This window comes from uncultured Caulobacter sp. (genome assembly GCF_937900395.1).
GTDB lineage: Bacteria > Pseudomonadota > Alphaproteobacteria > Caulobacterales > Caulobacteraceae > Caulobacter.
Map to the genome: position 1 here is coordinate 69369 of NZ_CALCDX010000216.1, position 20495 is coordinate 89863.

General features: G+C 68.1%; 19 protein-coding genes. 10 read left to right on the top strand and 9 right to left on the bottom strand.

Going from position 1 to position 20495, the window contains the following annotated elements:
• Positions 1-4 precede the first annotated feature (4 nt).
• Both Q0379_RS19250 and Q0379_RS19255 read right to left on the bottom strand, forming a co-directional pair.
• A complete protein-coding gene (locus tag Q0379_RS19250) occupies positions 5-430 on the bottom strand; it encodes a MarR family transcriptional regulator (protein ID WP_066685455.1) in 426 nt (141 codons plus the stop codon).
• Between the two features lie 100 nt (positions 431-530).
• A complete protein-coding gene (locus Q0379_RS19255; protein WP_299015430.1) occupies positions 531-1265 on the bottom strand; it encodes a GntR family transcriptional regulator in 735 nt (244 codons plus the stop codon).
• 128 nt (positions 1266-1393) lie between these two features.
• On the opposite strand from Q0379_RS19255, the gene Q0379_RS19260 reads away from it, so the two are divergent.
• Both Q0379_RS19260 and Q0379_RS19265 read left to right on the top strand, forming a co-directional pair.
• Positions 1394-2464: an aromatic ring-hydroxylating dioxygenase subunit alpha gene (locus Q0379_RS19260; RefSeq protein WP_299015433.1), complete on the top strand. Its 1071-nt coding sequence runs from the start codon at positions 1394-1396 to the stop codon at positions 2462-2464.
• Entirely contained in the window at positions 2461-3408 is a 948-nt protein-coding gene (locus tag Q0379_RS19265) for a PDR/VanB family oxidoreductase (RefSeq protein ID WP_299015436.1), read from the top strand. The genes Q0379_RS19260 and Q0379_RS19265 overlap by 4 nt, the downstream gene beginning before the upstream one ends.
• A gap of 10 nt (positions 3409-3418) precedes the next feature.
• Here the strand turns inward: Q0379_RS19265 and Q0379_RS19270 are convergent, their stop codons facing one another.
• The 4 genes from Q0379_RS19270 to Q0379_RS19285 form a co-directional block, all read right to left on the bottom strand.
• Positions 3419-4903: an AMP-binding protein gene (locus Q0379_RS19270; RefSeq protein ID WP_299015439.1), complete on the bottom strand. Its 1485-nt coding sequence runs from the start codon at positions 4901-4903 to the stop codon at positions 3419-3421.
• A 44-nt stretch (positions 4904-4947) separates the two neighbouring features.
• Positions 4948-5769 (bottom strand): p-hydroxycinnamoyl CoA hydratase/lyase, encoded by an 822-nt coding sequence (locus tag Q0379_RS19275; RefSeq protein ID WP_299015442.1) that lies wholly within the window; start codon positions 5767-5769, stop codon positions 4948-4950.
• A gap of 40 nt (positions 5770-5809) precedes the next feature.
• A complete protein-coding gene (locus tag Q0379_RS19280) occupies positions 5810-7222 on the bottom strand; it encodes an aldehyde dehydrogenase (protein ID WP_299015445.1) in 1413 nt (470 codons plus the stop codon).
• Between the two features lie 124 nt (positions 7223-7346).
• Positions 7347-8240: a helix-turn-helix domain-containing protein gene (locus Q0379_RS19285; RefSeq protein ID WP_299015449.1), complete on the bottom strand. Its 894-nt coding sequence runs from the start codon at positions 8238-8240 to the stop codon at positions 7347-7349.
• A gap of 148 nt (positions 8241-8388) precedes the next feature.
• On the opposite strand from Q0379_RS19285, the gene pobA reads away from it, so the two are divergent.
• From pobA to pcaD, 8 genes are read left to right on the top strand one after another with little or no spacing between them, the layout of a single operon-like run.
• Positions 8389-9564, top strand: a complete 1176-nt coding sequence (pobA, locus tag Q0379_RS19290; protein WP_299015452.1) for a 4-hydroxybenzoate 3-monooxygenase — start codon at positions 8389-8391, stop codon at positions 9562-9564.
• Positions 9565-9581: 17 nt separating this feature from the next.
• Positions 9582-10292 carry a CoA transferase subunit A gene (locus Q0379_RS19295; RefSeq protein WP_299015455.1) on the top strand — a complete coding sequence of 237 codons (711 nt, stop codon included), beginning with the start codon at positions 9582-9584 and terminating at the stop codon, positions 10290-10292.
• The gene (locus Q0379_RS19300) at positions 10292-10939 is read left to right on the top strand and encodes a CoA transferase subunit B (RefSeq protein WP_299015458.1); all 648 of its coding nucleotides are present in this window, start codon (positions 10292-10294) and stop codon (positions 10937-10939) included. The genes Q0379_RS19295 and Q0379_RS19300 overlap by 1 nt, the downstream gene beginning before the upstream one ends.
• Positions 10936-12135, top strand: a complete 1200-nt coding sequence (gene pcaF, locus Q0379_RS19305; RefSeq protein WP_299015461.1) for a 3-oxoadipyl-CoA thiolase — start codon at positions 10936-10938, stop codon at positions 12133-12135. The genes Q0379_RS19300 and pcaF overlap by 4 nt, the downstream gene beginning before the upstream one ends.
• A 21-nt stretch (positions 12136-12156) precedes the next feature.
• On the top strand, positions 12157-12858 hold the full coding sequence (gene pcaH / locus Q0379_RS19310; RefSeq protein ID WP_299015598.1) for a protocatechuate 3,4-dioxygenase subunit beta: 702 nt from the start codon (positions 12157-12159) through the stop codon (positions 12856-12858).
• On the top strand, positions 12855-13517 hold the full coding sequence (pcaG, locus tag Q0379_RS19315) for a protocatechuate 3,4-dioxygenase subunit alpha (RefSeq protein ID WP_299015464.1): 663 nt from the start codon (positions 12855-12857) through the stop codon (positions 13515-13517). The genes pcaH and pcaG overlap by 4 nt, the downstream gene beginning before the upstream one ends.
• Before the next feature lie 21 nt (positions 13518-13538).
• Positions 13539-14681 (top strand): 3-carboxy-cis,cis-muconate cycloisomerase, encoded by a 1143-nt coding sequence (pcaB, locus tag Q0379_RS19320; protein ID WP_299015467.1) that lies wholly within the window; start codon positions 13539-13541, stop codon positions 14679-14681.
• A complete protein-coding gene (gene pcaD, locus Q0379_RS19325; protein ID WP_299015470.1) occupies positions 14681-15862 on the top strand; it encodes a 3-oxoadipate enol-lactonase in 1182 nt (393 codons plus the stop codon). The genes pcaB and pcaD overlap by 1 nt, the downstream gene beginning before the upstream one ends.
• Positions 15863-15889: 27 nt before the next feature.
• Here the strand turns inward: pcaD and Q0379_RS19330 are convergent, their stop codons facing one another.
• The 3 genes from Q0379_RS19330 to Q0379_RS19340 are packed head-to-tail and all read right to left on the bottom strand — an operon-like array spanning position 15890 to position 20418.
• Positions 15890-16780: an alpha/beta hydrolase gene (locus tag Q0379_RS19330; protein ID WP_299015473.1), complete on the bottom strand. Its 891-nt coding sequence runs from the start codon at positions 16778-16780 to the stop codon at positions 15890-15892.
• Between the two features lie 45 nt (positions 16781-16825).
• Entirely contained in the window at positions 16826-19162 is a 2337-nt protein-coding gene (locus Q0379_RS19335; protein ID WP_299015475.1) for a 2-hydroxyacyl-CoA dehydratase, read from the bottom strand.
• Positions 19162-20418: a CaiB/BaiF CoA-transferase family protein gene (locus Q0379_RS19340; RefSeq protein ID WP_299015478.1), complete on the bottom strand. Its 1257-nt coding sequence runs from the start codon at positions 20416-20418 to the stop codon at positions 19162-19164. The genes Q0379_RS19335 and Q0379_RS19340 overlap by 1 nt, the downstream gene beginning before the upstream one ends.
• Between the last annotated feature and the right edge of the window lie 77 nt (positions 20419-20495).

Below are 20495 nucleotides of genomic sequence, written 5' to 3' on the forward strand. Positions count from 1 at the left end.
CTAGCTAGCGCAGCTTCGCCAGCAGCAGGCTGAGTTGCTCGCGTTCCTTGTCCGTGAGCACCGCGAAGGCCTCCTGATCGTGGAGCGCCGTTTCCTGTTCGATGCGGGCTCGCAAGGCCTCGCCGGCAGGGGTCAGATGCAGGGCGTTAGTGCGCCGATCGCGGCCTGGGCGGCGCTCGATGGCGCCCAACGCCTCCATCTCATCCACGGCTTTCACCGTGCTGGCGCGATTAACGCCCAGCGCTCGGCCAAGCGTGGTCTGATCACAGCCCGGGTGAAGACCAATATAGACGATCGCGGTGGCCCGAGCCGGCGTAACACCCAGCGGCGCCAGACGGGCGCCAAGGCCGGTCATCGCCCGCACGTCGGCATAGTGCAGCTGCAATCCCAGGCGATTTCCCAGGACGCCGAAAGCGGCGATCTCTTCCATATCAGCAAAATCCCAAGAGAAAATTCGTATGCCGAGTAAACTGTATTCGAATGGCTCTAAAGCGGTTCCGAGCAGAGTTCCAGCCCTCGTGCGCCCAGTTTCAGTCCGCGCGGATGGTGGGGGCCGCCCCAATAGGTGAGCCGGCGGCCATGGCCGCCTCGAAGACCTTCGCGTTACGGACGGCGGCCAGAGCGTGATCGCGCATGATCTGCTCGGCCGCCAGGAAATCGCCCCGCGTGATCGCGTCGAGCACCGCCTTGTGCTGGCGATGGGCCGCCAAGAGATGGTCATACTCAGCCGCCAGATCCGTCAGGTCGAGCGCCAGCGCTCCAGCCCCGGCGAAAGGCTCGAAGTTATTGCGCGCCAACGCGGTCTCCACCGCTGCGTTGCCCGCGGCGGCCACCAGGGTGTCGTGGAAAGCCAGATTGTAGCTGGCGTAGCGATCGAGGTCTTCGGACGTCAGTTGCCCCTTGGCGAACAGGTCCTCCCCCTCCTTGATCAGCTTGCTCAGACGGTCATGCGTCTCCGGCGCCAGCCCCTGTTCAGCCAGGCGCCGAACCGCGAAGCCTTCCAGGACCCCTCGCACTTCAATGGCGTCGCGGATCTGGCCGATCGAGACGCCACGGGCCGCATAGCCGCGAGCGCCGAGCCTGACGACCAACCCCTCCTGCTCCAGGCTGCGCAGCGCCGTACGCACCGGCATCCGTGAAACGCCCAGCGCGGCCGCCGTGGGGATCTCGGCGATGCGCTCGCCGCTTTTGATCTCGCCCGAGGCAATCATCTTGCGAAGGGCCATCAACACCCGCTGGCCCGGCTTCATCCTCGGCGTCTCCATGGCCGAACCCTAGCCGACGGGTCGAGCGCATCACAAGCTCAAGATTGGATCCAATCTTGACGCCGCCATCACGGCCGTGACAATTGGATCCAATTGGCGAAGACCAAAGACCGCTTGAGGAAACGACGATGGGCACTGAACTAGCGACTTCCCTCCCCCCCTGGCCGCTCGACGCCTGGTACGTCGCGTGCACGCCCAACGAGATCGCCGACAAGCCGCTGGGTCGGCGCATCTGCGGCCAAGCCATCGTTTTCCATCGCGGCAAGGACGGTCAGGCCGTCGCCCTTGAGGACTTCTGCCCGCACCGCGGCGCGCCCCTGTCATTGGGTTTCGTGCGGGACGGCGAACTGGTCTGCGGCTACCACGGGCTGGCCATGGGCTGCGACGGTCGCGCGTCTTCCATGCCGGGTCAAAGGGTCGGCGGCTTCCCCGCGATCCGGGCCTATCCGGTGCTGGAACGCTACGGCTTCATCTGGGTGTGGCCAGGCGATCCGGCCCAGGCCGATCCCGCCAAGCTGCATCCGCTGTTCTGGGCGGAGAGCCCGGACTGGGCCTATGGCGGCGGGCTTTATCACATCGCCTGCGACTATCGGCTGATGGTCGACAATCTGATGGACCTGACCCACGAAACCTACGTCCACGCCACCAGCATCGGTCAGAAGGAGATCGACGAGGCGCCGGTCACGACCAAGCTCGAGGGCGACGAAGTGGTCACGAGCCGCTTCATGGAGGGCATCCACGCCCCGCCCTTCTGGCGCATGGCCTTGCGCGGCGCGGGCCTGCCCGAGGACGCCTTGGTCGATCGCTGGCAGATCTGCCGCTTCTCCCTGCCCAGCCACGTCATGATCGAGGTCGGCGTCGCCCTGGCCGGGAACGGCGGCTACCACGCCCCTGCGGACAAGAAAGTTTCCAGCGTCGTCGTGGACTTCATCACGCCCGAGACCGAGACCTCGCACCACTATTTCTGGGGCATGGCCCGCAGCTTCGCGGTCCAGGACGCCGCCCTGACGGATACGATCCGGGAAGGCCAAGGCAAGATCTTCGGCGAAGACCTCGAGATGCTGGAACGTCAGCAGAAGAACCTTCTAGCCTATCCCGACCGCAAGCTGCTGAAGCTGAACATCGACGCTGGCGGCGTGCGCTCGCGCATGGCGATCGATAAGGCCATCGCGCAAGAATCCGCGGCGCGCGTCGGATGATCAAGGTTCGCGTCGCGTCTCGTGCCACCGTGGCGGACGACATTGTCGGGTTGGATCTCGTCCACGCCGAGGGCGGCGAACTGCCGCCGTTCAGCGCCGGCGCCCATGTCGACCTCTTCCTCGGCAACGGCCTGACTCGGCAGTACTCCTTGTGCAACGACCCAGCTGATCCGAGCCGCTATCGGATCGCTGTCTTGCGCGAGCCGACGTCGCGGGGCGGCTCGGCCTTCGTGCACGACGCCTTGGTCAAGGGCGCGACGCTGACGATCAGTCCGCCGCGCAACCTCTTCGCGTTGGACGAGGCCGGGCGCGAGCATTTGTTGTTCGCCGGCGGCGTCGGGGTGACGCCGATCCTCGCCATGGCGCATCGGCTTCATGCGCTTGGGGCGCCCTTCACGCTCTACTATTGCGCGCGGTCGCGGTCTCGCGCGGCGTTCCTCGAAGAACTGACGAGCGCGCCGTTCGCATCATCGGTGCGCCTGTCTTTCGACGACGAGCCAGACACCCGCCTCGACCTCGACCAGATCCTCGCCACGCCGACGCTAGAGCGGCGGATCTATGTCTGCGGCCCCACGGGTTTCATGAATTTCGTGACCGAGGGCGCAGCGGCGCGCGGATGGGCGACCACTCAGGTTCGCAAGGAGCATTTCGCCGCCCCTATCGCTTCGAACGAAAATCGGCCCTTTGAACTCGTCCTCGCCAGCAACGGCCAGGTCGTGCCGGTCACGGCCGACCAGACGGCGGCGGAGGCCCTGGAGGCCGCGGGCGTCTTCGTGCCGCTCTCCTGCGAACAGGGCGTTTGCGGGACCTGCCTGACACGGGTCGTCGAGGGCGAGATCGACCATCGCGACGCCTTTCAGACCGATGAAGAGAAGGCGGTGGGCGATCACTTTACGCCCTGCTGCTCGCGCGCGCTGGGTCCTCGCCTCGTAATCGACCTCTAGGCGGGCGGGCTCAGGCCCGCTCGGCGGTCAGGCGCTCTCTCAGAACGGTCTTCAGGATCTTGCCCGAGGCGGTGCGCGGCAGGGCGGAGACCAGAGTCAGCCCCTTGGGAAGCTTGTAGCGCGCCAGCCGGCTTTCGAGATGAGCAAGCACCTCGGCCAGATCCAACGCCGTCCCCTCCCGACAGGTCGCCACCAGATGGCCGACCTCGCCCCACTGCGGGTCGGGCACGCCGACAACCGCGCATTCGAGGATCGTGGGATGGTCGGCCAGGGCCGCCTCGATCTCGGCGGGATAGACGTTCTCGCCCCCCGAGATGAACATGTCCTTCTTGCGGTCGACCAACCAGTGATAGCCTTCGGCGTCGGCCACGGCAATGTCGCCGGTGCGGAACCAGCCATCCGCGGTAAAGGCGCGGGCGGTCTCATCGGATCGCCGCCAATAACCGAGGAAGACGTTGTCGCCCTTCAGCAGCAGTTCGCCCGGAACGCCCGCCGGGCAATCGTTGTCCTGGTCATCGACGATGCGGGTGAAGACCGCCGGCATGGGCAGACCCGCCGACCCGGCCCGCCCGTCGATCAAGACCGGATCGGCGGGCATGCCGAACACGGTCCCAGCCTCGCTCATGCCATAGCCGTCGACCACCGGAATGCCCTGCGCCAGCCAGGCGCGGATATCGGAGGCCGGATGCGGCGCGCCGCCGGTGAAGATCGCCGTCAGCCGTTTCAGCGCCGAGGCGTCGAAGGCCGGTTGCGCCCGCAGCATGGCGGCCATTTGCGGCACGCAGAAATAATGGGTCACACCCAGCTTGGGATCGCCAAGCCTGGCCAAGGTCCGGCTGGGCTCGAAGCCGTCCGACACCAGAATGGTCCCGCCGTGCATCAGGACCGGCCGGATCGAGGTGATCAGGCCGATGATGTGGAACATCGGCGCGTCCACCAGGAAGACGCTCTCATGCGTCACCTTGCCAAGACGACCGAAGTTGATGGCCGTCTGGTCCAGGTTGCGCTCGGAGAGCATCGCGCCCTTGGGACGTCCCGAGGTGCCGGACGTGTAGAGGATCAGCGAAGGACGCTCACGGTCCGCCGGTCCCGCCGCCTCGGGTTCGGCCGCGTCGATCTCGGCCTGCAAGACGTCGAGATCGAGGCCCTGCAGCCCCGCCGCCGCCAGGAAGCCGTCGCCAACGATCAAGGCGGGCGCCGCGTCCTCCACGAGGGAGGCCACCTCGGCCGGCGAAAGGCGCCAATTGAGCGGAACGAACATCGCGCCCAGCCGCGCGCACGCCAGGTGAAGGACCGCGAGCAGCACCCGGTTGCGCGCGAGGGTGGCGAAACGATCCCCCTCCCCTAAGCCGCGTTGACGCAACACGCGAACGGCGCGCGCGATGGCGTCATCCAACTCGGCATAGGTCCAGGAACGCCCGCTCGCCAGATCAACGGCCGCCGGCCGGTCGGGCTGCAGGCGCGCTTGGAGAGCGACGTGGTCCGTCGGCGTCATCGGCTCTCGCCTTCCTTGTTGTTTCCCCCCGAAGCCCTCTCGCTCTATTTGGCGAGATTGTAGGCCCCGAGCCCTGGCTTGTAGGTCTTGTCGTCGATGAACTGCTTGATGCCTTCCTTGCGGCCCTCGTTGTCGAACGAGTTGGCCGCCTCTTGGGCGCGGACCAGATAGTCCTCGGCGTTGTCGTAGGTCATTTCCTTGACCCGCCGGATCGCGTCCTTGGTCGCCTTCAGGGCCACCGGGTTCTTCTTCAGAAGCACCTCGGCCAGTTCACGGACGCGGGCCTCAAGCTTGTCGAGCGGCACGCTCTCATTGACCAGGCGCCAGGCGGCGGCCTTCTGGCCGTCGATCAGCTCGCCGGTCATGGCGTGATACATGGCGTCGCGCATCGGCATCAGGTCGACAACCACCTTGGTGGCGCCGCCGCCGGGCAGGATGCCCCAGTTGATCTCCGACAGGGCGAACTGCGCCTCGTCAGCGGCGATGGCCAGGTCGCAGGAATAGAGCGGACCGTAGCCGCCGCCGAAGCACCAGCCATTGACCATGGCGATCGTCGGCTTCTGGTACCAGCGCAGGCGCCGCCACCAGCCGTAGGACTCGCGCTGGGCCTGACGGGTCGCGCCCAGGCCCAGGGCCTCGGTCTCGCGGAAGTATTCCTTCAGGTCCATGCCGGCCGACCAGGCCGAGCCCTCGCCGGTCAACACCAGCACGCCGACGTCGTCGCGGAATTCCAGCTCGTCCAGCACCTCCATCATCCGCCGGTTCAGGGTCGGGCTCATGCAGTTGCGCTTGTCGGGGCGATTGAACTTCACCCACGCGATGCGGTTCTCGACCCGGAAGGTGACGGTGTCGTCGGTCTTCGTCATGTTCAGTCCTTGAATAGAAAGTAAGGCGACGCGCGGCGCGTCAGATCGGGAAGTGGCCGGTTTGGGTCTCGACCGTGATCCAGCGCAGCTCGGTGAAGGCGTCGATGCCGGCCTTGCCGCCGAAGCGGCCGTAGCCAGAGGCCTTGACCCCGCCGAACGGCATCTGGGCCTCGTCGTGCACGGTCGGGCCGTTGACGTGGCAGATGCCCGACTGGATCCGCCGGGCGACCTTCAGGCCGCGAGCGATGTCGCGCGTGAAGACCGAGGCCGACAGGCCGTATTCGGTGTCGTTGGCCAGGGCGATGGCGTGCTCCTCGTCCCGAGCGCGGATCACGCCGACGACCGGGCCAAAGCTCTCTTCGCGGAAGAGACGCATGTCGGGCGTGACCTTGTCGACGACGGTGGCCGGCATCAGCACGCCCTTGGCTTCGCCGCCCGCTACCTGGACCGCGCCCGCCGAAACCGCGTCGGCGACCAGGCCCTGGACGTGGGTGACAGTCTTCAGGTCCACCACCGCGCCTAGCGGGGTTTTGCCCTCGCGCGGATCGCCGACCGCCAAGCTGGCGGCCTTGGCGGCGAACTTCTCGACGAAGGCGTCAGCGACGGCCTCGACGACGATGATCCGCTCGGTCGACATGCAGATCTGGCCCTGGTTCATGAAGGCGCCGAAGGCGGCGGCCTTGACCGCCTCATCGAGATCGGCGTCCTCCAGAACGATCAGCGGCGCCTTGCCGCCCAGCTCCAGCAGCACCGGCTTCAGATGCTCGGCCGCGCGCTTGGCGATGATCTTGCCCACGGCCGTCGAGCCCGTGAAGTTGATGCGACGCACCGACGGGTGATCGATCAGGGCGCCCACCACCTCGCCCGCGTTCTTGGGCGCATTGGTGACGATCGACAGAGCGCCTTTAGGAAGGCCCGCCGCCTCGAAGGCCTCGGCGATCAGACCGTGGGTGCGCGGACAGCTCTCGGAGGCCTTCAGCACCACCGTATTGCCGCAGGCCAGCGGCGTGGCCACGGCGCGCACGCCGAGGATGATCGGCGCGTTCCAGGGGGCGATGCCCAGGATCACGCCCACCGGCTCGCGTACCGCCATGGCCAGGCAACCGGGCTTGTCGGACGGTATGACCTCGCCGTTGATCTGGGTGGTCAGGGAGGCGGCCTCGCGGACCATCGAGGCGGCCAGCATCAGGTTGAACCGCGCCCAGCCCTCGGTCGCGCCGATCTCGCCCATCATCGCCTGCACGAACGCATCGGCGCGGGCCTCGAGCTGCTCGGCGGCCTTGTACAGCAAAGCGCGGCGGGCGTTAGGGCCCAGAGCGCTCCAGGTCGGCAGGGCCGCCTGCGCGGCGTCGGCGGCGGCGCGGGCCTGATCGGTGGTCATGGCGACAGAGGTCGTGGCGACCGCGCCGGTGATCGGGTCGAGGCGCTCAAAGACGGCTTGGGTCGAGCTCATGATCGTTCCTTCCCTTGGACGGCGCAGCGCGTTGTTCCGCGCGGATTATTCGTATGCCGCTCGCTTTGTATGCCAGGCAAACAATGCTGACAAGTCACAATCCCTGGCTTGCTTCAAACGATTGTCAGGCCGCCAACGGCGAAGGTCGCGTCGCCCGATCCAAGCGGTAGCGCTTGGGCGAGCGCCCCTCGGCCTTGGTGAAAAACCGGGAGAAGTAGGCCGGATCCTCGAAACCCAGATGATAGCCCACCTCGGCGATGGTCATGTTCGAGTACAGCAGCGCCCGCTTGGCCTCCAGCATCAGCCGATCCTGGACCAAGCGCAGCGGCGAGGCGCCGGCGGCGCGCATGCAGGCGGCCCGCAGGCGCGGCAAGGCCACCCCCAGTTTGCGGGCGTAGGCCTCCATCGGAAGGCCCTCGCGGTAGTGCGTCTCGACCAGTTCGCGGAAGCGGGCGACCAGGGCGATATGACCGCCCTGCAGCGCCGGCCCGACGGCCTCGTCCTGGACCTGCCGGCGCAGCGCCTCGACCAGGATGGTCAGCAGGTGGGCTTCGGCCGCCGCCCCGCCGCCGGGCGCGGTCCAGACCAGCTCGCGCGACAGCTCGGCCAGCGATCCGGCGACCCGCGAGCGGGCGTCCAGCGGCGTCTGGCGGGGCGCGCGGAACAGGCTGGCGAAAGCCGGCTCGCGGGCCGTCAGATCGCGCAGATAGCTGTCGGCGATCGTCAGGACCGAGCCGGCCGTCTCGACCTCGTAGGCGAAGCCGTGCACCCGGCCCGAAGGGACCAGCAGCAGGCACGGCGCGGCGAAAGCGATGGTCTCGTCATCGACATGCATCACGCCGCCGCCGGCCGAAATGTGGAAGACGTGGTTGAGGTCCGTATGCGCGTGCGCGCGTATGTTCCAATTATTGGGCCTCGTTCGATCGTCCAACTCTTCGAGATGGATGAACTTGCCCTGCACCGTCTTCAGCGGCTCTCCAAAGAGGAAAAAGCTAGGAATTGCTGAACTATCGGGCACCTGCAACGCTCCTGATTAGCGTTCGCGCACTGGCGCCGCTAAGCGAAAAGTCCAACTTTTTGGCAGCTCTGTCCATCCCCAGAAACCCGCCGAACCCGCACTCTCTCCCCAAGCCGCCTCAGAGCGGCGGGGTGGAAACGAGGACCACATGCGCACACAGGTCGCCATCATCGGCGCGGGACCAGCTGGATTGCTTCTGGCGCATCTGCTGCGTCGCGCTGGCGTCGACGCCGTCGTCATCGAGCGCCGCGATCGCGAGTATGTCGAGGGCCGCGTGCGCGCCGGCGTTCTGGAGCAGGTCACGGTCGATCTGATGAACGAACTGGGCCTGGGTGAGCGGATGCGCGCCGAAGGCCTGATCCATACCGGCACCAACATCGCCGCCGACGGCGACCTCTTCCGCATCGACATGTCCGAGCTGACGGGCGGTTCGACGGTGATGGTCTATGGCCAGCAGGAGGTGATGAAGGACCTGTTCGACGCGGCCGAGCCGCGCGGCGTGCGCATCGTCTTCGACGCCGAGGACGTCGCCCTGCACGAGATCGACGGCGCCAAGCCCTATGTCACCTGGCGCAAGGATGGGGCCGAGCAGCGGCTGGACTGCGACTTCATCGCCGGCTGCGACGGCTATCACGGCGTCAGCCGCGCCACGATCCCGGCCGACGTCCTGAAAACCTTCGAGCGCGTCTATCCGTTCGGCTGGCTGGGCGTGCTGGCCGACGTACCGCCGTGCGACCACGAGCTGATCTATTCCAACCACGAGCGCGGCTTCGCCCTGGCCTCGATGCGCTCACCCACCCGCAGCCGCTACTACATCCAGTGCGGCTTGGACGAGAAGATCGAGGACTGGAGCGACGAGCGTTTCTGGGACGAACTCTGCCTGCGGCTGGGTCCGGAGGCCGGAGCCCGGGTGACGCGCGGAGCCTCGTTCGAGAAGTCGATCGCGCCGCTGCGCAGCTTCGTCAGCGAGCCCATGCGCCATGGCCGCCTGTTCCTGGCTGGCGACGCCGCCCACATCGTGCCGCCGACCGGCGCCAAGGGCCTGAATCTGGCCGCCTCGGACGTGATCATGCTGGGCGAGGCCCTGACCGAGCACTATCTGGAAGGCTCGGACGCCGGCCTCGACGGCTATTCGGCTCGGGCGCTCGCCCGCGTCTGGAAGGCCGAGCGCTTCTCCTGGTGGTTCACCAGCCTGACCCACCGCTTCCCCGACCGCGACGGCTTCGACCGCAAGATGCAGGTCGCCGAACTCGCCTATATGCGCGGCTCGCGCGCCGCCCAGGTCACCCTCGCCGAGAATTACGTCGGCCTCCCGCTGGTCTAGGAGGCTTCGGAGCAAGCATGAAGAGCAAGATCTACGAAAGCGCCGCCGCGGCCCTGGAGGGCGTCGTCTTCGACGGCATGACCCTGATGTCCGGCGGCTTTGGCCTGTCGGGCAATCCCGAGACCCTGATCCCGGCCCTGAAGGACACAGGCGTCAAGGGTCTGACGGTGATCAGCAATAACTGCGGCGCCGACGGCTTTGGCCTCTGGATACTGCTGAATAACGGCCAGATCCGGAAGATGATCTCGTCCTACGTGGGCGAGAACAAGCTGTTCGAGCAGCTCTATCTGTCGGGCGAGCTGGAGCTGGAGCTGAACCCGCAAGGCACCCTGGCCGAGCGTATCCGGGCGGGCGGCGCGGGCATCCCGGCCTTCTACACCAAGACTGGCGTCGGCACGGTCGTGGCCGAGGGCAAGCCGGTCGAGACCTTCGAGGGCGAACAGTACGTCCGCGAGACCTGGCTGCGCGCCGACCTCGCCATCGTCAAGGCCTGGAAGGCCGACCCGGAAGGCAACCTGATGTTCCGGATGACGGCCCGCAACTTCAACCCAGTCATGGCGACGGCCGGCAAGGTGACGATCGTCGAGGTCGAGGAGATCGTCGAGGCCGGCGAACTGGACGCCAATGCGATCCACACGCCTGGCATCTATGTCGACCGCATCATCAAGTCGACGATCAACGAGAAACGCATCGAGAAGCTGACCACCCGTCCCCGGGAGACTGTGTAATGGCCTGGACCCGCGACGAGATGGCGGCCCGCGCCGCCCGTGAGCTGAAGGACGGCTTCTACGTCAACCTGGGCATCGGCATTCCGACCCTGGTGGCGAACCACATCCCCGAGGGCGTGCACGTCACCTTGCAGAGCGAGAATGGCATGCTGGGCATGGGCCCCTTCCCCTATGAGGGCGAGGCCGATCCTGACCTGATCAACGCCGGCAAGCAGACGATCACCAAGCTGCCGACCTCCAGCTTCTTCGACAGCGCCCAAAGCTTCGCCATGATCCGCGGCGGGCACATCGACCTGACGGTGCTGGGCGCGATGGAGGTGGCCGAGAACGGCGACATCGCCAACTGGACGATCCCGGGCAAGATGGTGAAGGGCATGGGCGGGGCCATGGACCTGGTGGCCGGCGTCAAGCGCGTCATCGTCGTCATGGACCACGCCAACAAGGCCGGCCAGAGCAAGGTCCTCAAGCGCTGCGCCCTCCCCCTGACCGGCGCGGCCTGCGTCGACATGGTCATCACCGACCTGTGCGTCTTCGACCTCGACCGCAAAGGGGGCGGCCTGACATTGATCGAACTGGCGCCGGGCGTCACCCTCGACGAGATCAAGGCCAAGACCGAGGCCGATTTCGACGCGGGAGCTTTCGCATGACCACCGCCTATCTCTGTGACGGGATCCGTACGCCCATCGGCCGCTACGGCGGCGCGCTATCGAAAGTGCGGGCCGACGACCTGGCGGCGATCCCGCTGAAGGCGCTGGCCGCGCGCAATCCCGGCCTGGACCTGTCCGCCCTTGACGAGGTGGTGCTGGGCTGCGCCAACCAGGCCGGCGAGGACAACCGCAACGTCGCCCGCATGGCCCTGCTGCTGGCCGGCTATCCGGTCGAGGTTCCCGGCGTCACCGTGAACCGTCTCTGCGCCTCGGGCCTGGAGGCCGTCGGTTACGCCGCCCGCGCCATCCTGTCCGGCCAGAACGACCTTGTCATCGCCGGCGGCGTCGAGAGCATGAGCCGGGCGCCGTTCGTGATGGGCAAGGCCGACAGCGCCTTCTCGCGCAACGCCGAGATCTACGACACCACCATCGGCTGGCGCTTCGTGAACCCAGCCATGCGCAAGGCGTACGGAGTCGATTCCATGCCCGAGACGGCCGAGAACGTCGCGACCGACTACCAGGTCAGCCGCGAGGACCAGGACGCCTTCGCCCTGCGCAGCCAGCAGCGGGCCGCGGCCGCTCAAGCCAACGGCTTCCTGGCCGGCGAGATCACGCCTGTCGAAATCCCCGGCAAGGCCGGCCCGACGATCGTCGAGCGCGATGAGCACCCGCGTGAGACGACCCTGGAGGCCCTGGCCAAGCTGAAGCCCGTCGTCCGCGAAGGCGGGACCGTCACCGCCGGTAACGCCTCGGGCGTCAATGACGGCGCGGTGGCCCTGATCGTGGCCTCGGAGGACGCCGTCAAACGCCATGGCCTGACGCCGCGCGCCCGCATCACCGGCTACGCCACGGCCGGCGTGCCGCCCCGCGTCATGGGCATCGGCCCCGTGCCGGCGGTGCGCAAGCTGCTGGGCAAGACCGGGCTCTCGATCAGTGACTTCGACGTCGTTGAACTGAACGAGGCCTTCGCCGCCCAGGGCCTGGCGGTCCTGCGCCAACTGGGCCTGCCAGACGACGGCGAGCATGTGAACGCCAACGGCGGCGCCATCGCTCTGGGCCACCCCCTGGGCGCGTCCGGCGCGCGGCTCGTGCTCACCGCCCTGCGGCAGCTCGAGGCGACCGGCGGCAAGCGCGGCCTCGCCACCCTCTGCATCGGCGTCGGCCAGGGCGCAGCCCTCGCGCTCGAGCGCGTCTAGGAGATTTCCATGAGCCTGATCCTGCCTGGTTCCTATCGCCGCGAAGACGCAGGCCAACCGCCCTCTCTCTATCCGGACTACGCCTCGACCGTTTCGCGTTCGCCGCGCGAGCCCCTAGTCAGGATCCCCCACACCCTGACCGAGACCACCGGGCCGGCGAACGCCTGGTCGCGGCTGATGGGCGAGTCGATGGCGGACCTGACGACCCAGCACAAGGGGACTCCCTTGGGCCAACGGATCGTCGTCTCGGGCCGCGTTGTCGACGAGGACGGCCGCCCTGTCCCCCACACCGTGGTCGAGGTCTGGCAGGCCAACGCCGCCGGCCGCTACATCCACAAGAAGGACCAGTGGGACGCGCCGCTGGACCCCAACTTCACCGGCGCCGGGCGGGTGATCACCGACGCCGAGGGCCGCTATCGGTTCATCTCGGTGCGGCCGGGCGCCTATCCCTGGCGGAACCACAAGAACGCCTGGCGGCCGTCGCACATCCACCTGTCGCTGCTGGGCCCGGCCTTCGCCACGCGGCTGGTGACGCAGATGTACTTCCCGGACGATCCGCTGATCGAGATCGATCCTATCGCCAACGCCGTCCCTATGCCCTACCGCCAGCGGATGGTCTCGCGCTTCGACCTCGAGACCACCGAGCCGAACTGGGCGCTGGGCTACGTGTTCGACATCGTCCTGCGCGGCCGCGACGCCACGCCTTTCGAGAACGGCCAATGACCCCCGAACAAGCCCGCCCCGCCCCGCGCCAGGACAACCAGGACCCGGCCATCTTCGGCCAGACGCCCTGGCAAACGGTCGGCCCCTTCTTCCACTACGGCCTGCCGTGGAAGGGCGGCGCCGACCTGGTCGGAACCAGCGAGATCGGGGCGCGCCCCGAGCTGATGCCGCCCGAGCATTACGTGCTGGCCTCGCCGAGCCCCAAGGGCGAGATCGCGGGCGAGACGATCGTGCTGGAAGGCGCGGTGATCGACGCCGACGGCCAGGTCATCCCGGACGCCATGGTCGAGATCTGGCAGGCCGACGCGGCCGGCAGGTACGCCGAGGGCAACACCGGCTTCATCGGCTTTGGCCGATCCTCGACCAGCGAGGAAGGCGTCTATCGCTTCCGCACCGTCCGGCCCGGCTCGATCGGCGAGGGCCACGCCCCGCACATCGCCGTCGGCGTCTTCGGTCGCGGCCTGCTCAAGCGCCTGGTCACCCGGGCCTATTTCGAGGGCGACGCCGCCAACGCCAGCGACGCGATCCTTGGGCTGGTCCCCGACCAGCGCCGCGACACGCTGATCGCCCGCCGCGTCGGCGAGGAGGACGGCGCGAGCGTCTGGCGCTTCGACATCGTCTTGCAAGGCGAAGGCGAAACGGTCTTCTTCGACATCTGACGCTGAACGGAGTCGCCCCCCTTGCCTTCCCTGCTGCGCGACCGACCGGCCTCGACGCCGGAGATGCTGGCCGTGTTCGGCGACGAGGCGCTGCTGAAGGCGGCCCTGGCGTTCGAGGCCCAGCTGGCTCTGGCGCAGGGCGAGCTGGGGCTGATCCCGCGAGACGACGCCGAAGCGATCGCCACCGCCTGCGCGTCCGCGTTCGACATCGCCGAACTCGCCGACGCCGCCGCTCACGCTGGCACCCTGGCCATTCCGCTGGTCGAACGCCTGCGAGCGCGGGTGACGCCCGAGGCCGCCAAGCATGTCCACAAGGGCGCGACCAGCCAGGACCTCGCCGACACCGCCCTGATGCTGCAGGCCCGCGACGGCGCGGCGCTGATCCGGCGCGACGCCGCGCTTCTTGCGGACGCCCTGGCCGCCCTCGCCCGCGCTCACGCAGCGACGCCGATGCTGGGTCGCACCCTGCTGCAAGCCGCCCTGCCGATCACCTTTGGCCTAAAAGCCTCTACCTGGCTGTCGGGCGTCGCCGGCGCACTCGACCGGTTCGAGCGCGAGACTGCCGCCATCCGCCTGCAATTCGGCGGCGCGACTGGTTCTCGCGCGGGACTCGACAGACAGGGCGCGGCGCTGGCCGAGCGGCTGTCCGACCGGCTGGGCCTCGCCAACGCCCTCCCCTGGCACGCCGAGCGCCAAGGCTTGGCGGGCCTCGCCTCCGCCCTGGCCATATTGACCGGCGCGATCGGCAAGATCGCCGGCGACGTCGCGCTGATGGCCCAGGTCGAGGTCAGCGAGGCCTTCGAGCCGCGCCAGGCCGGACGCGGCGGCTCTTCGGCCATGGCCCACAAGCGTAATCCAACCGGATGCCAGGTCGCGCTGTCGGCGGCGATCCGCGCGCCGCATCTGGCCGCCACTATCGTCTCGGCCCTGCCCCAGCAGCACGAGCGCGGCCTGGGCGGTTGGCAGGCGGAGGCTCCGGTGCTGGCCGAGCTGTTCCAACTGACCCACGGCGCCCTCGCCGCCATGGTCACGGTCATCGAAGGCCTGGAGGTCGACGAGGGCCGCATGACCGCCAACCTCGCCGCCGCCCAGGTCGGAACCGACACCGGCGAAAGCGCGGCGCTCGTCGCCCAGGCGCTGGCCGCTTACGAAAAGGACCGCTGATGCCTTTCGCAACCTCGCAGGGCGCGCGCCTCTACTGGCGGCAGGACGGCGCGACCGACAAGCCGGCTCTGGTGCTGCTGACCTCGATCGGCACGGACCTCTCGCTCTACGATCCGGTCGTTCCGCTGCTGACCCCGGACTTCCGGGTGATCCGCATGGACACTCGCGGCCACGGCGCGTCCGACGCCTCCGCCGGCGACTATAGCCTCGACCTTCTGGCCGACGACGTGCTCGCGGTGATGGACGCCGCCGGCGCCAGCAAGGCCAGCATCTGCGGCACCTCGCTGGGCGGCATGATCGCCATGGCCCTGGCGACCAGGGCCCCCGAGCGCGTCGAGGCCTTGATCCTGGCCTGCACCTCGCCGGCCATGGATCCCTCGACCTGGGATCAGCGCCTGGCCCTGATCCGCGCCGAGGGCATGGGCGCGATCGTCGAGGCGGTTATGGGCCGCTTCTTCTCGGAAAGCTTCCGCGCCACGCATCCAGAAGTCGTCGAGACGGTCCGCGCGGGCATGCTGGCCCAGAGCGTCGATGGTTACGCCGGCTGCGGCGCCGCCATCCGCGACATGGCCCTGCTCAACCGGTTGCCCGGCATCACCGCGCCCACCTTGGTCGTCACCGGCGTCAAGGACCTCGCGACGCCCTATGCCGGTCACGGTGAGAAGATTGTCGCGGCGGTCCCCGGCGCGCGCCATGTCGAGATCGGCGGCGCCCATCTGCCGAGCCTGGAAACGCCCACGGCCCTAGCCGGCGCGGTGCGCGACTTCGTCCGAGAGGTTCGGCGCGGAACGGCGGTGCGCGAGGCCAAGGACACCCTGTTCGAAGCAGGTCTCGAAAACCGTCGCAAGGTCCTGGGCGACGCCTGGGTCGACAAGTCCCTGGCAAAGCGCACCGCCTTCACCGCCGACTATCAGGCGATGATCACCCGCTACGCCTGGAACGAAATCTGGGGCCGCCCCGGGCTGGATCACCGGACTCGGCGGCTGCTGGTGCTCGCCATCTGCGCCAGCCTGGCCCGCTGGGAAGAGTTCCGCCTCCACGTCCGCGCCGGGCTGGAGCAAGGCGGCTTCACGCAGGACGAGCTGAAGGAGGTGCTGATGCAGACGGCGATCTACGCCGGCGTGCCCGCCGCCAACACCGCCTTCACCGAGGCCGCCGAGGTGATCGCCGAGCTGGGCTGAAGCCTACGCGGCCCAGCTCGGCGGATCTCACTTCAGCCCTTTGGCTTCGACGTGCCAACCTGGTCGCGCGCAGAGCCCACACTCAGGGCCAACGAACATGGCCCGCCCAGCTGCGTCGCCTTTCAACTGCCAGTTCAGCCACGCCACGGCCACCTCGCCGAACGCGCCGCCGCGCGCTTGGCCATAGGTTCCGCCGTGGCCGACGCCATCCTCGTAGGCTCGAACGACCGGGATATGGTCGATCCGCGCGAAGTCATCGTTGGCGTTGCCGAAGGCGATGTCGCTGGCGTCGCCGCTGACATAGATCGCCGGACCATGGAGGGCCTTCAGGCTCGCCTTGGTCACGTTGGCGCCGGGCAAGCCGCCCGTCCCCGTCCCCAGAACGCCGCTGTTCCACACCCCCGTGGTGGTGACGCGGGGGTCGGCCGACGCCTCGATGGCCTGCAGGCCGCCGCAGGACATGCCCATCACAGCGATCTTTTGGACGTCCAGACGCCCCTTGTAGCGGCTGCTCGGCCGCGCGTTCTCGGCAATCGCCCAGTCGATGGCGTCGATGAGCTGCGACGAGGTGGTCTTGGGTGGGGCGTTCATGTCAGGTCGCGGCGGCGGCCCCGCGTTCGGCGGCTTGGGACCGACGATCGGGCCGATGGCCACGACGAGGTAGCCGTGCCCGGCGATCTCGGTAAGGAACTTGGCGAAGGCGTCGCCCTCGTTTGCGCACGCGCCGTTGGCCCAGGCCAGGATCGGAAGCTTTGCCTTACCCACGGCCGTCAAGTCCGCCGGCCGGTAGACCGTATGGGTCGGCAAACTCGGGTCGCTTTCCATCACCGCCAGATAAGGCGGAGGCGCTGGCTCGGCCGCCGCGGCGGCGCCGGCGAGGACCATGGCCAGCGTCGCGGCCAAAATCGGAAGCTTCATCGGAACTCTCCTGGCGGGTTGGAACGGGACAGGGGCGTTAGGCGGTCAAAGGCTCTCGATAAAGGTCGTGACGGCCGCCTCGAGGGCGTCGCCGTCGAGGCTCATATTGCTCATCGGCAGGCGCAACACCGGAACGCCGGCGCGTTCCAGGGCGGCCAGGACGAAGGGATCGGCGTCGTCGATCGCCACAGCACCGTGCACACCATGCGTCTGAGCCTCCTTGACGTGCCAGGCGCCCGCCCAGGTCGGCATGCGCAGCTCGTCGCCCATCGTCACGAAGCGCGCGGCCAGAGCGCGCATGGCGTCCTTTTCGCCGTCGAAGAACCGCAAATAGCCGTCGGCCGCCAGGCCCAGGTACATCGACCAGACGAACACCGCGCCGTGGCTCTCCTCCCAGCGCTGGTAGAAGCCCATGTCGCTCCAGAGGCCCCGTCCGACCCACATCAGGCGGATCTTCTCGCCCGCGCAAGCAGCCTCTCCGGCCTCGACGCGCGCGGCGACCTCTTCGTAGAAGCGCTTGGCCGCGTCACGCCCCCAGGTCGAGCCTCGGTGCCATTGCGGCACCATGGTCGCCGGCATGGTGTCGACGATGCCCGCCGGCGCCGGATGGGTGGCGGCGATCAGATCACGCGTGCGGCGGTAGTAGTCTTCCTGTTCGTTGACGAGGTTCATCACCTCGACGAAACGCGCCGGATTGAACTTGCGCCCGGTGATCGCTTCGAGGCGCGGGATGCTGGCCTCAAGTTGGGCGGTCAATAGATCAAGCCGCTCGGATTCCAGGGCGTCATCCCAGCGCTCGGGCAGGTCGGACCACCATTCGGTCGGCAAATCCCAGCGGCCCTCGATCGAACGCGAGAAGACGAAGAGCTCGGCGTCCGTCTCACGGGACCAGGCCTCGAACAGCTTGGCGCCCGCATCCGATCCGGTCGTCAGGGCAAGGATGTCGGGCTTTGGAAGGCCGCCCCACGGCGCGTTCTCCAGGTCCGTATCCAGGGCGGCCGCCAGGCCTTGGGCGCTGTAGGACTCGACATCCGACGGATAGTCCGCCGCTCTCAGCAGCGTGGCATAGTCGCGGCCGCGTTGCTTCGCCGCGACGATAGAGGCCCACCACTGGTTCACGACATAGGGGATGTCCATGGCCCGCAGGATCTCCTGCGGCGCGTCGGCGTTGACCACCGCGAACGGCCCCTCGGCGGCTTTCCGCCGGACATCGGCGAACCAGTCCCGCTGCCACGCCGCGAAATCGGCGGTCGAGGTCAGGGCCTTGTGACTGCGACGACCAATGCTGGCGCTTGCAGGCCGTTCTTCCGCCGAAGCGGCCCGCTTTGGCGCTGACGGCGGCGGCGCGCGCGAGAACGAAGGGTCGGCGAAGAAGGCGGAGAGCTTGTCAGCGATATCAACGACCGCCGCCGCGGTCGGCGCGGGATTCAGTCGCAAGGTCGCCAGAGGCTTGCCGACGTGCTCCAGAGCTTTCCGAGCCTCCGCGACATCCCACGGAGACGCCTCGTCGCCGGGCAGGCGGACATGGATCACGGCGTCCACGTCCAGCGCCTTGGCGCGCGCCGCGAGGGCTTGGGCGCGCATCCGGCTTGAGCCGCTCGGGGCCGACAGCGGCGGCGTCCGCCACCGCGTGACGAACGCTTCTAGCGGGTCCAGAGACTCGTCGAGCATGGCGCTCGCCAAGGTCTCGCCCCAGTCATGATCCTCGCCAACGATCACGCATCCCGCCGCCTCGATGGCCGCGTATAGGGCGGAGGTCTCGTGCGGCGAACCCGTGACCAAAACCCGTCGCCCCATCACCGGCCGCGCGTTGGTCAACGCCAAGTCGATCAGGCCGTCTCCGTCTTCCGGCGACACCTGAGACAGAGCGCGGATCAAGTCTAGCGCCTGGACTCCGCTCAACCGTGGAGTCGGCTCGGCGCGCAGTGACAAGACTTGCGACAGCTTGAGACGCTGGGCGTTCGCGCGCGCGATCTCGTCGCGCAAGGTTTCCGAGGTGACAACCTTTCCGGTCACCCCCTCCAGCCAGGCCTTGAAAGCGACCAGTCGCGCCCGGTTGTAGGCGTCGATCGCCGGATCGGCGCCGTAAAGGACGTCGAGATGCGCGAAGGGAGGCCCATCCAGAGACCCGATCAGCGACAGCTCGCGCAACACCGAAAAAAGCTGGGCGTCTTCCGCGCAGCCATGGGCGATGGCGATGGCGGCGAAGGAGCCAGTCTGGATCTGGGCTAGCAAGGCGCGGGTGCGAGGCGACTGCCCGGCGAGCCCTTCGATCGTCGTGGCGGTCGTGTCGGCCGCCAGTCGAAAAGGCGTGAAGCCGGCCGCCGCGATCAGTTCGCGCGGAATGTCCGCCCCCACACAGGCCAGGCTCGGGGCCGCCATCAGATCGCGCCCGCCTGGGCCAGCGCTTCGACCTGCTCTTCCGAATAGCCCAGCAGCTCGCGATAGACCGTCGCGTTGTGCTCCCCGACCGCCACCGGCAGCACCGAATCGAAGCCGGTCCGGCTTTCGGAGAACTGAATCGGCACCCCGCTGGTGATCAGGCCGTCATCTCGCGCATAGCCCGGATGATGGATCGGAACCGTCTCGCCCCGCGCCAGCACGCGAGGATCATGCAGACCTTCGGCGGGATGGCGGACCGGCGCGGCCGGAACGCCCTCGGCCTCCAGTCGGCGGACGACCTCGGCGGTGGGCAGTCGGCTGGACCAGGCCTCAATAAGCGCTTCCAAGACCTTGGCGTTGGCGACCCTGCGGTCGCGAGTCTCAAAGCGCGGATCGTGGCCTAGCGCCTCATTCTCCATGGCGCGGAAAAGGCCGCGCGCCAGGCCCTCGTGCACCGCGACGATCGAGACGTAGCCATCCGCGCAGCGGAAGACACCGAACGGCGAGAGGCGTTGAACGGTGAGGCCGGTGCGCGCCTCCATGCCCGCCAACGCCATGGCCTGCCAATTTTCGATGGCCACGAACGAGGTCAGGGCGCCCAGCATCGACACGTCGACATGCTGCCCCTGGCCCGTGCGCCTCCGTTGCTCCAACGCCGCCAGGACGCCGATGACCCCGAACACGGGCGCGAGCATGTCGGCCATCGGAATGCCGATCCGCACGGGCGGATCGTCGGGCCCGCCGCTAGTGTACATGGCGCCGCTGAGCGCCTGAATCAGCACGTCCATCGCCTTGCTGCCCTCGGACACGCCCGCGCCGAAGCCGCTCAGGGAGCAGTAGATGATCCCCGGATTGGCGGCCTTGGCCGCCGCATAGCCGACGCCCAGACGGTCGGCGGTGCCGCTGGTGAAGTTCTCGACCACAATGTCGGCGTCGCGCACTAAGTCGGCGAACACCTCCCGCGCCTTGGGGTGCTTGAGGTTCAAGCTGACGCCGTACTTGCCGCGCGCCCGGGTAAGGTGGGAAATCGACAGATCGTCTTCATGCAGGCGCTCCACGCTGACGCCTTCTCGCCCGACATAGGGGCTGTTCTCTCGGGCCAGGTCGCCGCCGCGCGGGTCCTCCACCTTGATCACCGTCGCGCCTAGTCCCGCCAGCAGCAGCGTGGCGTACGGCCCCGCAAGCGCCCGGGTCAGGTCGATGACCTTGAGGCCCTCCAGAGGACGAGGACGGGTGTCGGCGGCGGCATCGGTCACGGAATTTTCCTGCTGCGAATCGAGCTTGAAGATGCGGAACGACGAACCAGAACCCCCAGACGCCCTCCTCCTTACAT

Bases quoted from the DNA above. Each gene is read 5' to 3' on its own strand.
- Q0379_RS19250 (WP_066685455.1), bottom strand. From the start codon at position 430: ATGGAAGAGATCGCCGCTTTCGGCGTCCTGGGAAATCGCCTGGGATTG.
- Q0379_RS19255 (WP_299015430.1), bottom strand. From the start codon at position 1,265: ATGGAGACGCCGAGGATGAAGCCGGGCCAGCGGGTGTTGATGGCCCTT.
- Q0379_RS19260 (WP_299015433.1), top strand. From the start codon at position 1,394: ATGGGCACTGAACTAGCGACTTCCCTCCCCCCCTGGCCGCTCGACGCC.
- Q0379_RS19265 (WP_299015436.1), top strand. From the start codon at position 2,461: ATGATCAAGGTTCGCGTCGCGTCTCGTGCCACCGTGGCGGACGACATT.
- Q0379_RS19270 (WP_299015439.1), bottom strand. From the start codon at position 4,903: ATGACGCCGACGGACCACGTCGCTCTCCAAGCGCGCCTGCAGCCCGAC.
- Q0379_RS19275 (WP_299015442.1), bottom strand. From the start codon at position 5,769: ATGACGAAGACCGACGACACCGTCACCTTCCGGGTCGAGAACCGCATC.
- Q0379_RS19280 (WP_299015445.1), bottom strand. From the start codon at position 7,222: ATGAGCTCGACCCAAGCCGTCTTTGAGCGCCTCGACCCGATCACCGGC.
- pobA (WP_299015452.1), top strand. From the start codon at position 8,389: ATGCGCACACAGGTCGCCATCATCGGCGCGGGACCAGCTGGATTGCTT.
- Q0379_RS19295 (WP_299015455.1), top strand. From the start codon at position 9,582: ATGAAGAGCAAGATCTACGAAAGCGCCGCCGCGGCCCTGGAGGGCGTC.
- Q0379_RS19300 (WP_299015458.1), top strand. From the start codon at position 10,292: ATGGCCTGGACCCGCGACGAGATGGCGGCCCGCGCCGCCCGTGAGCTG.
- pcaF (WP_299015461.1), top strand. From the start codon at position 10,936: ATGACCACCGCCTATCTCTGTGACGGGATCCGTACGCCCATCGGCCGC.
- pcaG (WP_299015464.1), top strand. From the start codon at position 12,855: ATGACCCCCGAACAAGCCCGCCCCGCCCCGCGCCAGGACAACCAGGAC.
- pcaD (WP_299015470.1), top strand. From the start codon at position 14,681: ATGCCTTTCGCAACCTCGCAGGGCGCGCGCCTCTACTGGCGGCAGGAC.
- Q0379_RS19330 (WP_299015473.1), bottom strand. From the start codon at position 16,780: ATGAAGCTTCCGATTTTGGCCGCGACGCTGGCCATGGTCCTCGCCGGC.
- Q0379_RS19335 (WP_299015475.1), bottom strand. From the start codon at position 19,162: ATGGCGGCCCCGAGCCTGGCCTGTGTGGGGGCGGACATTCCGCGCGAA.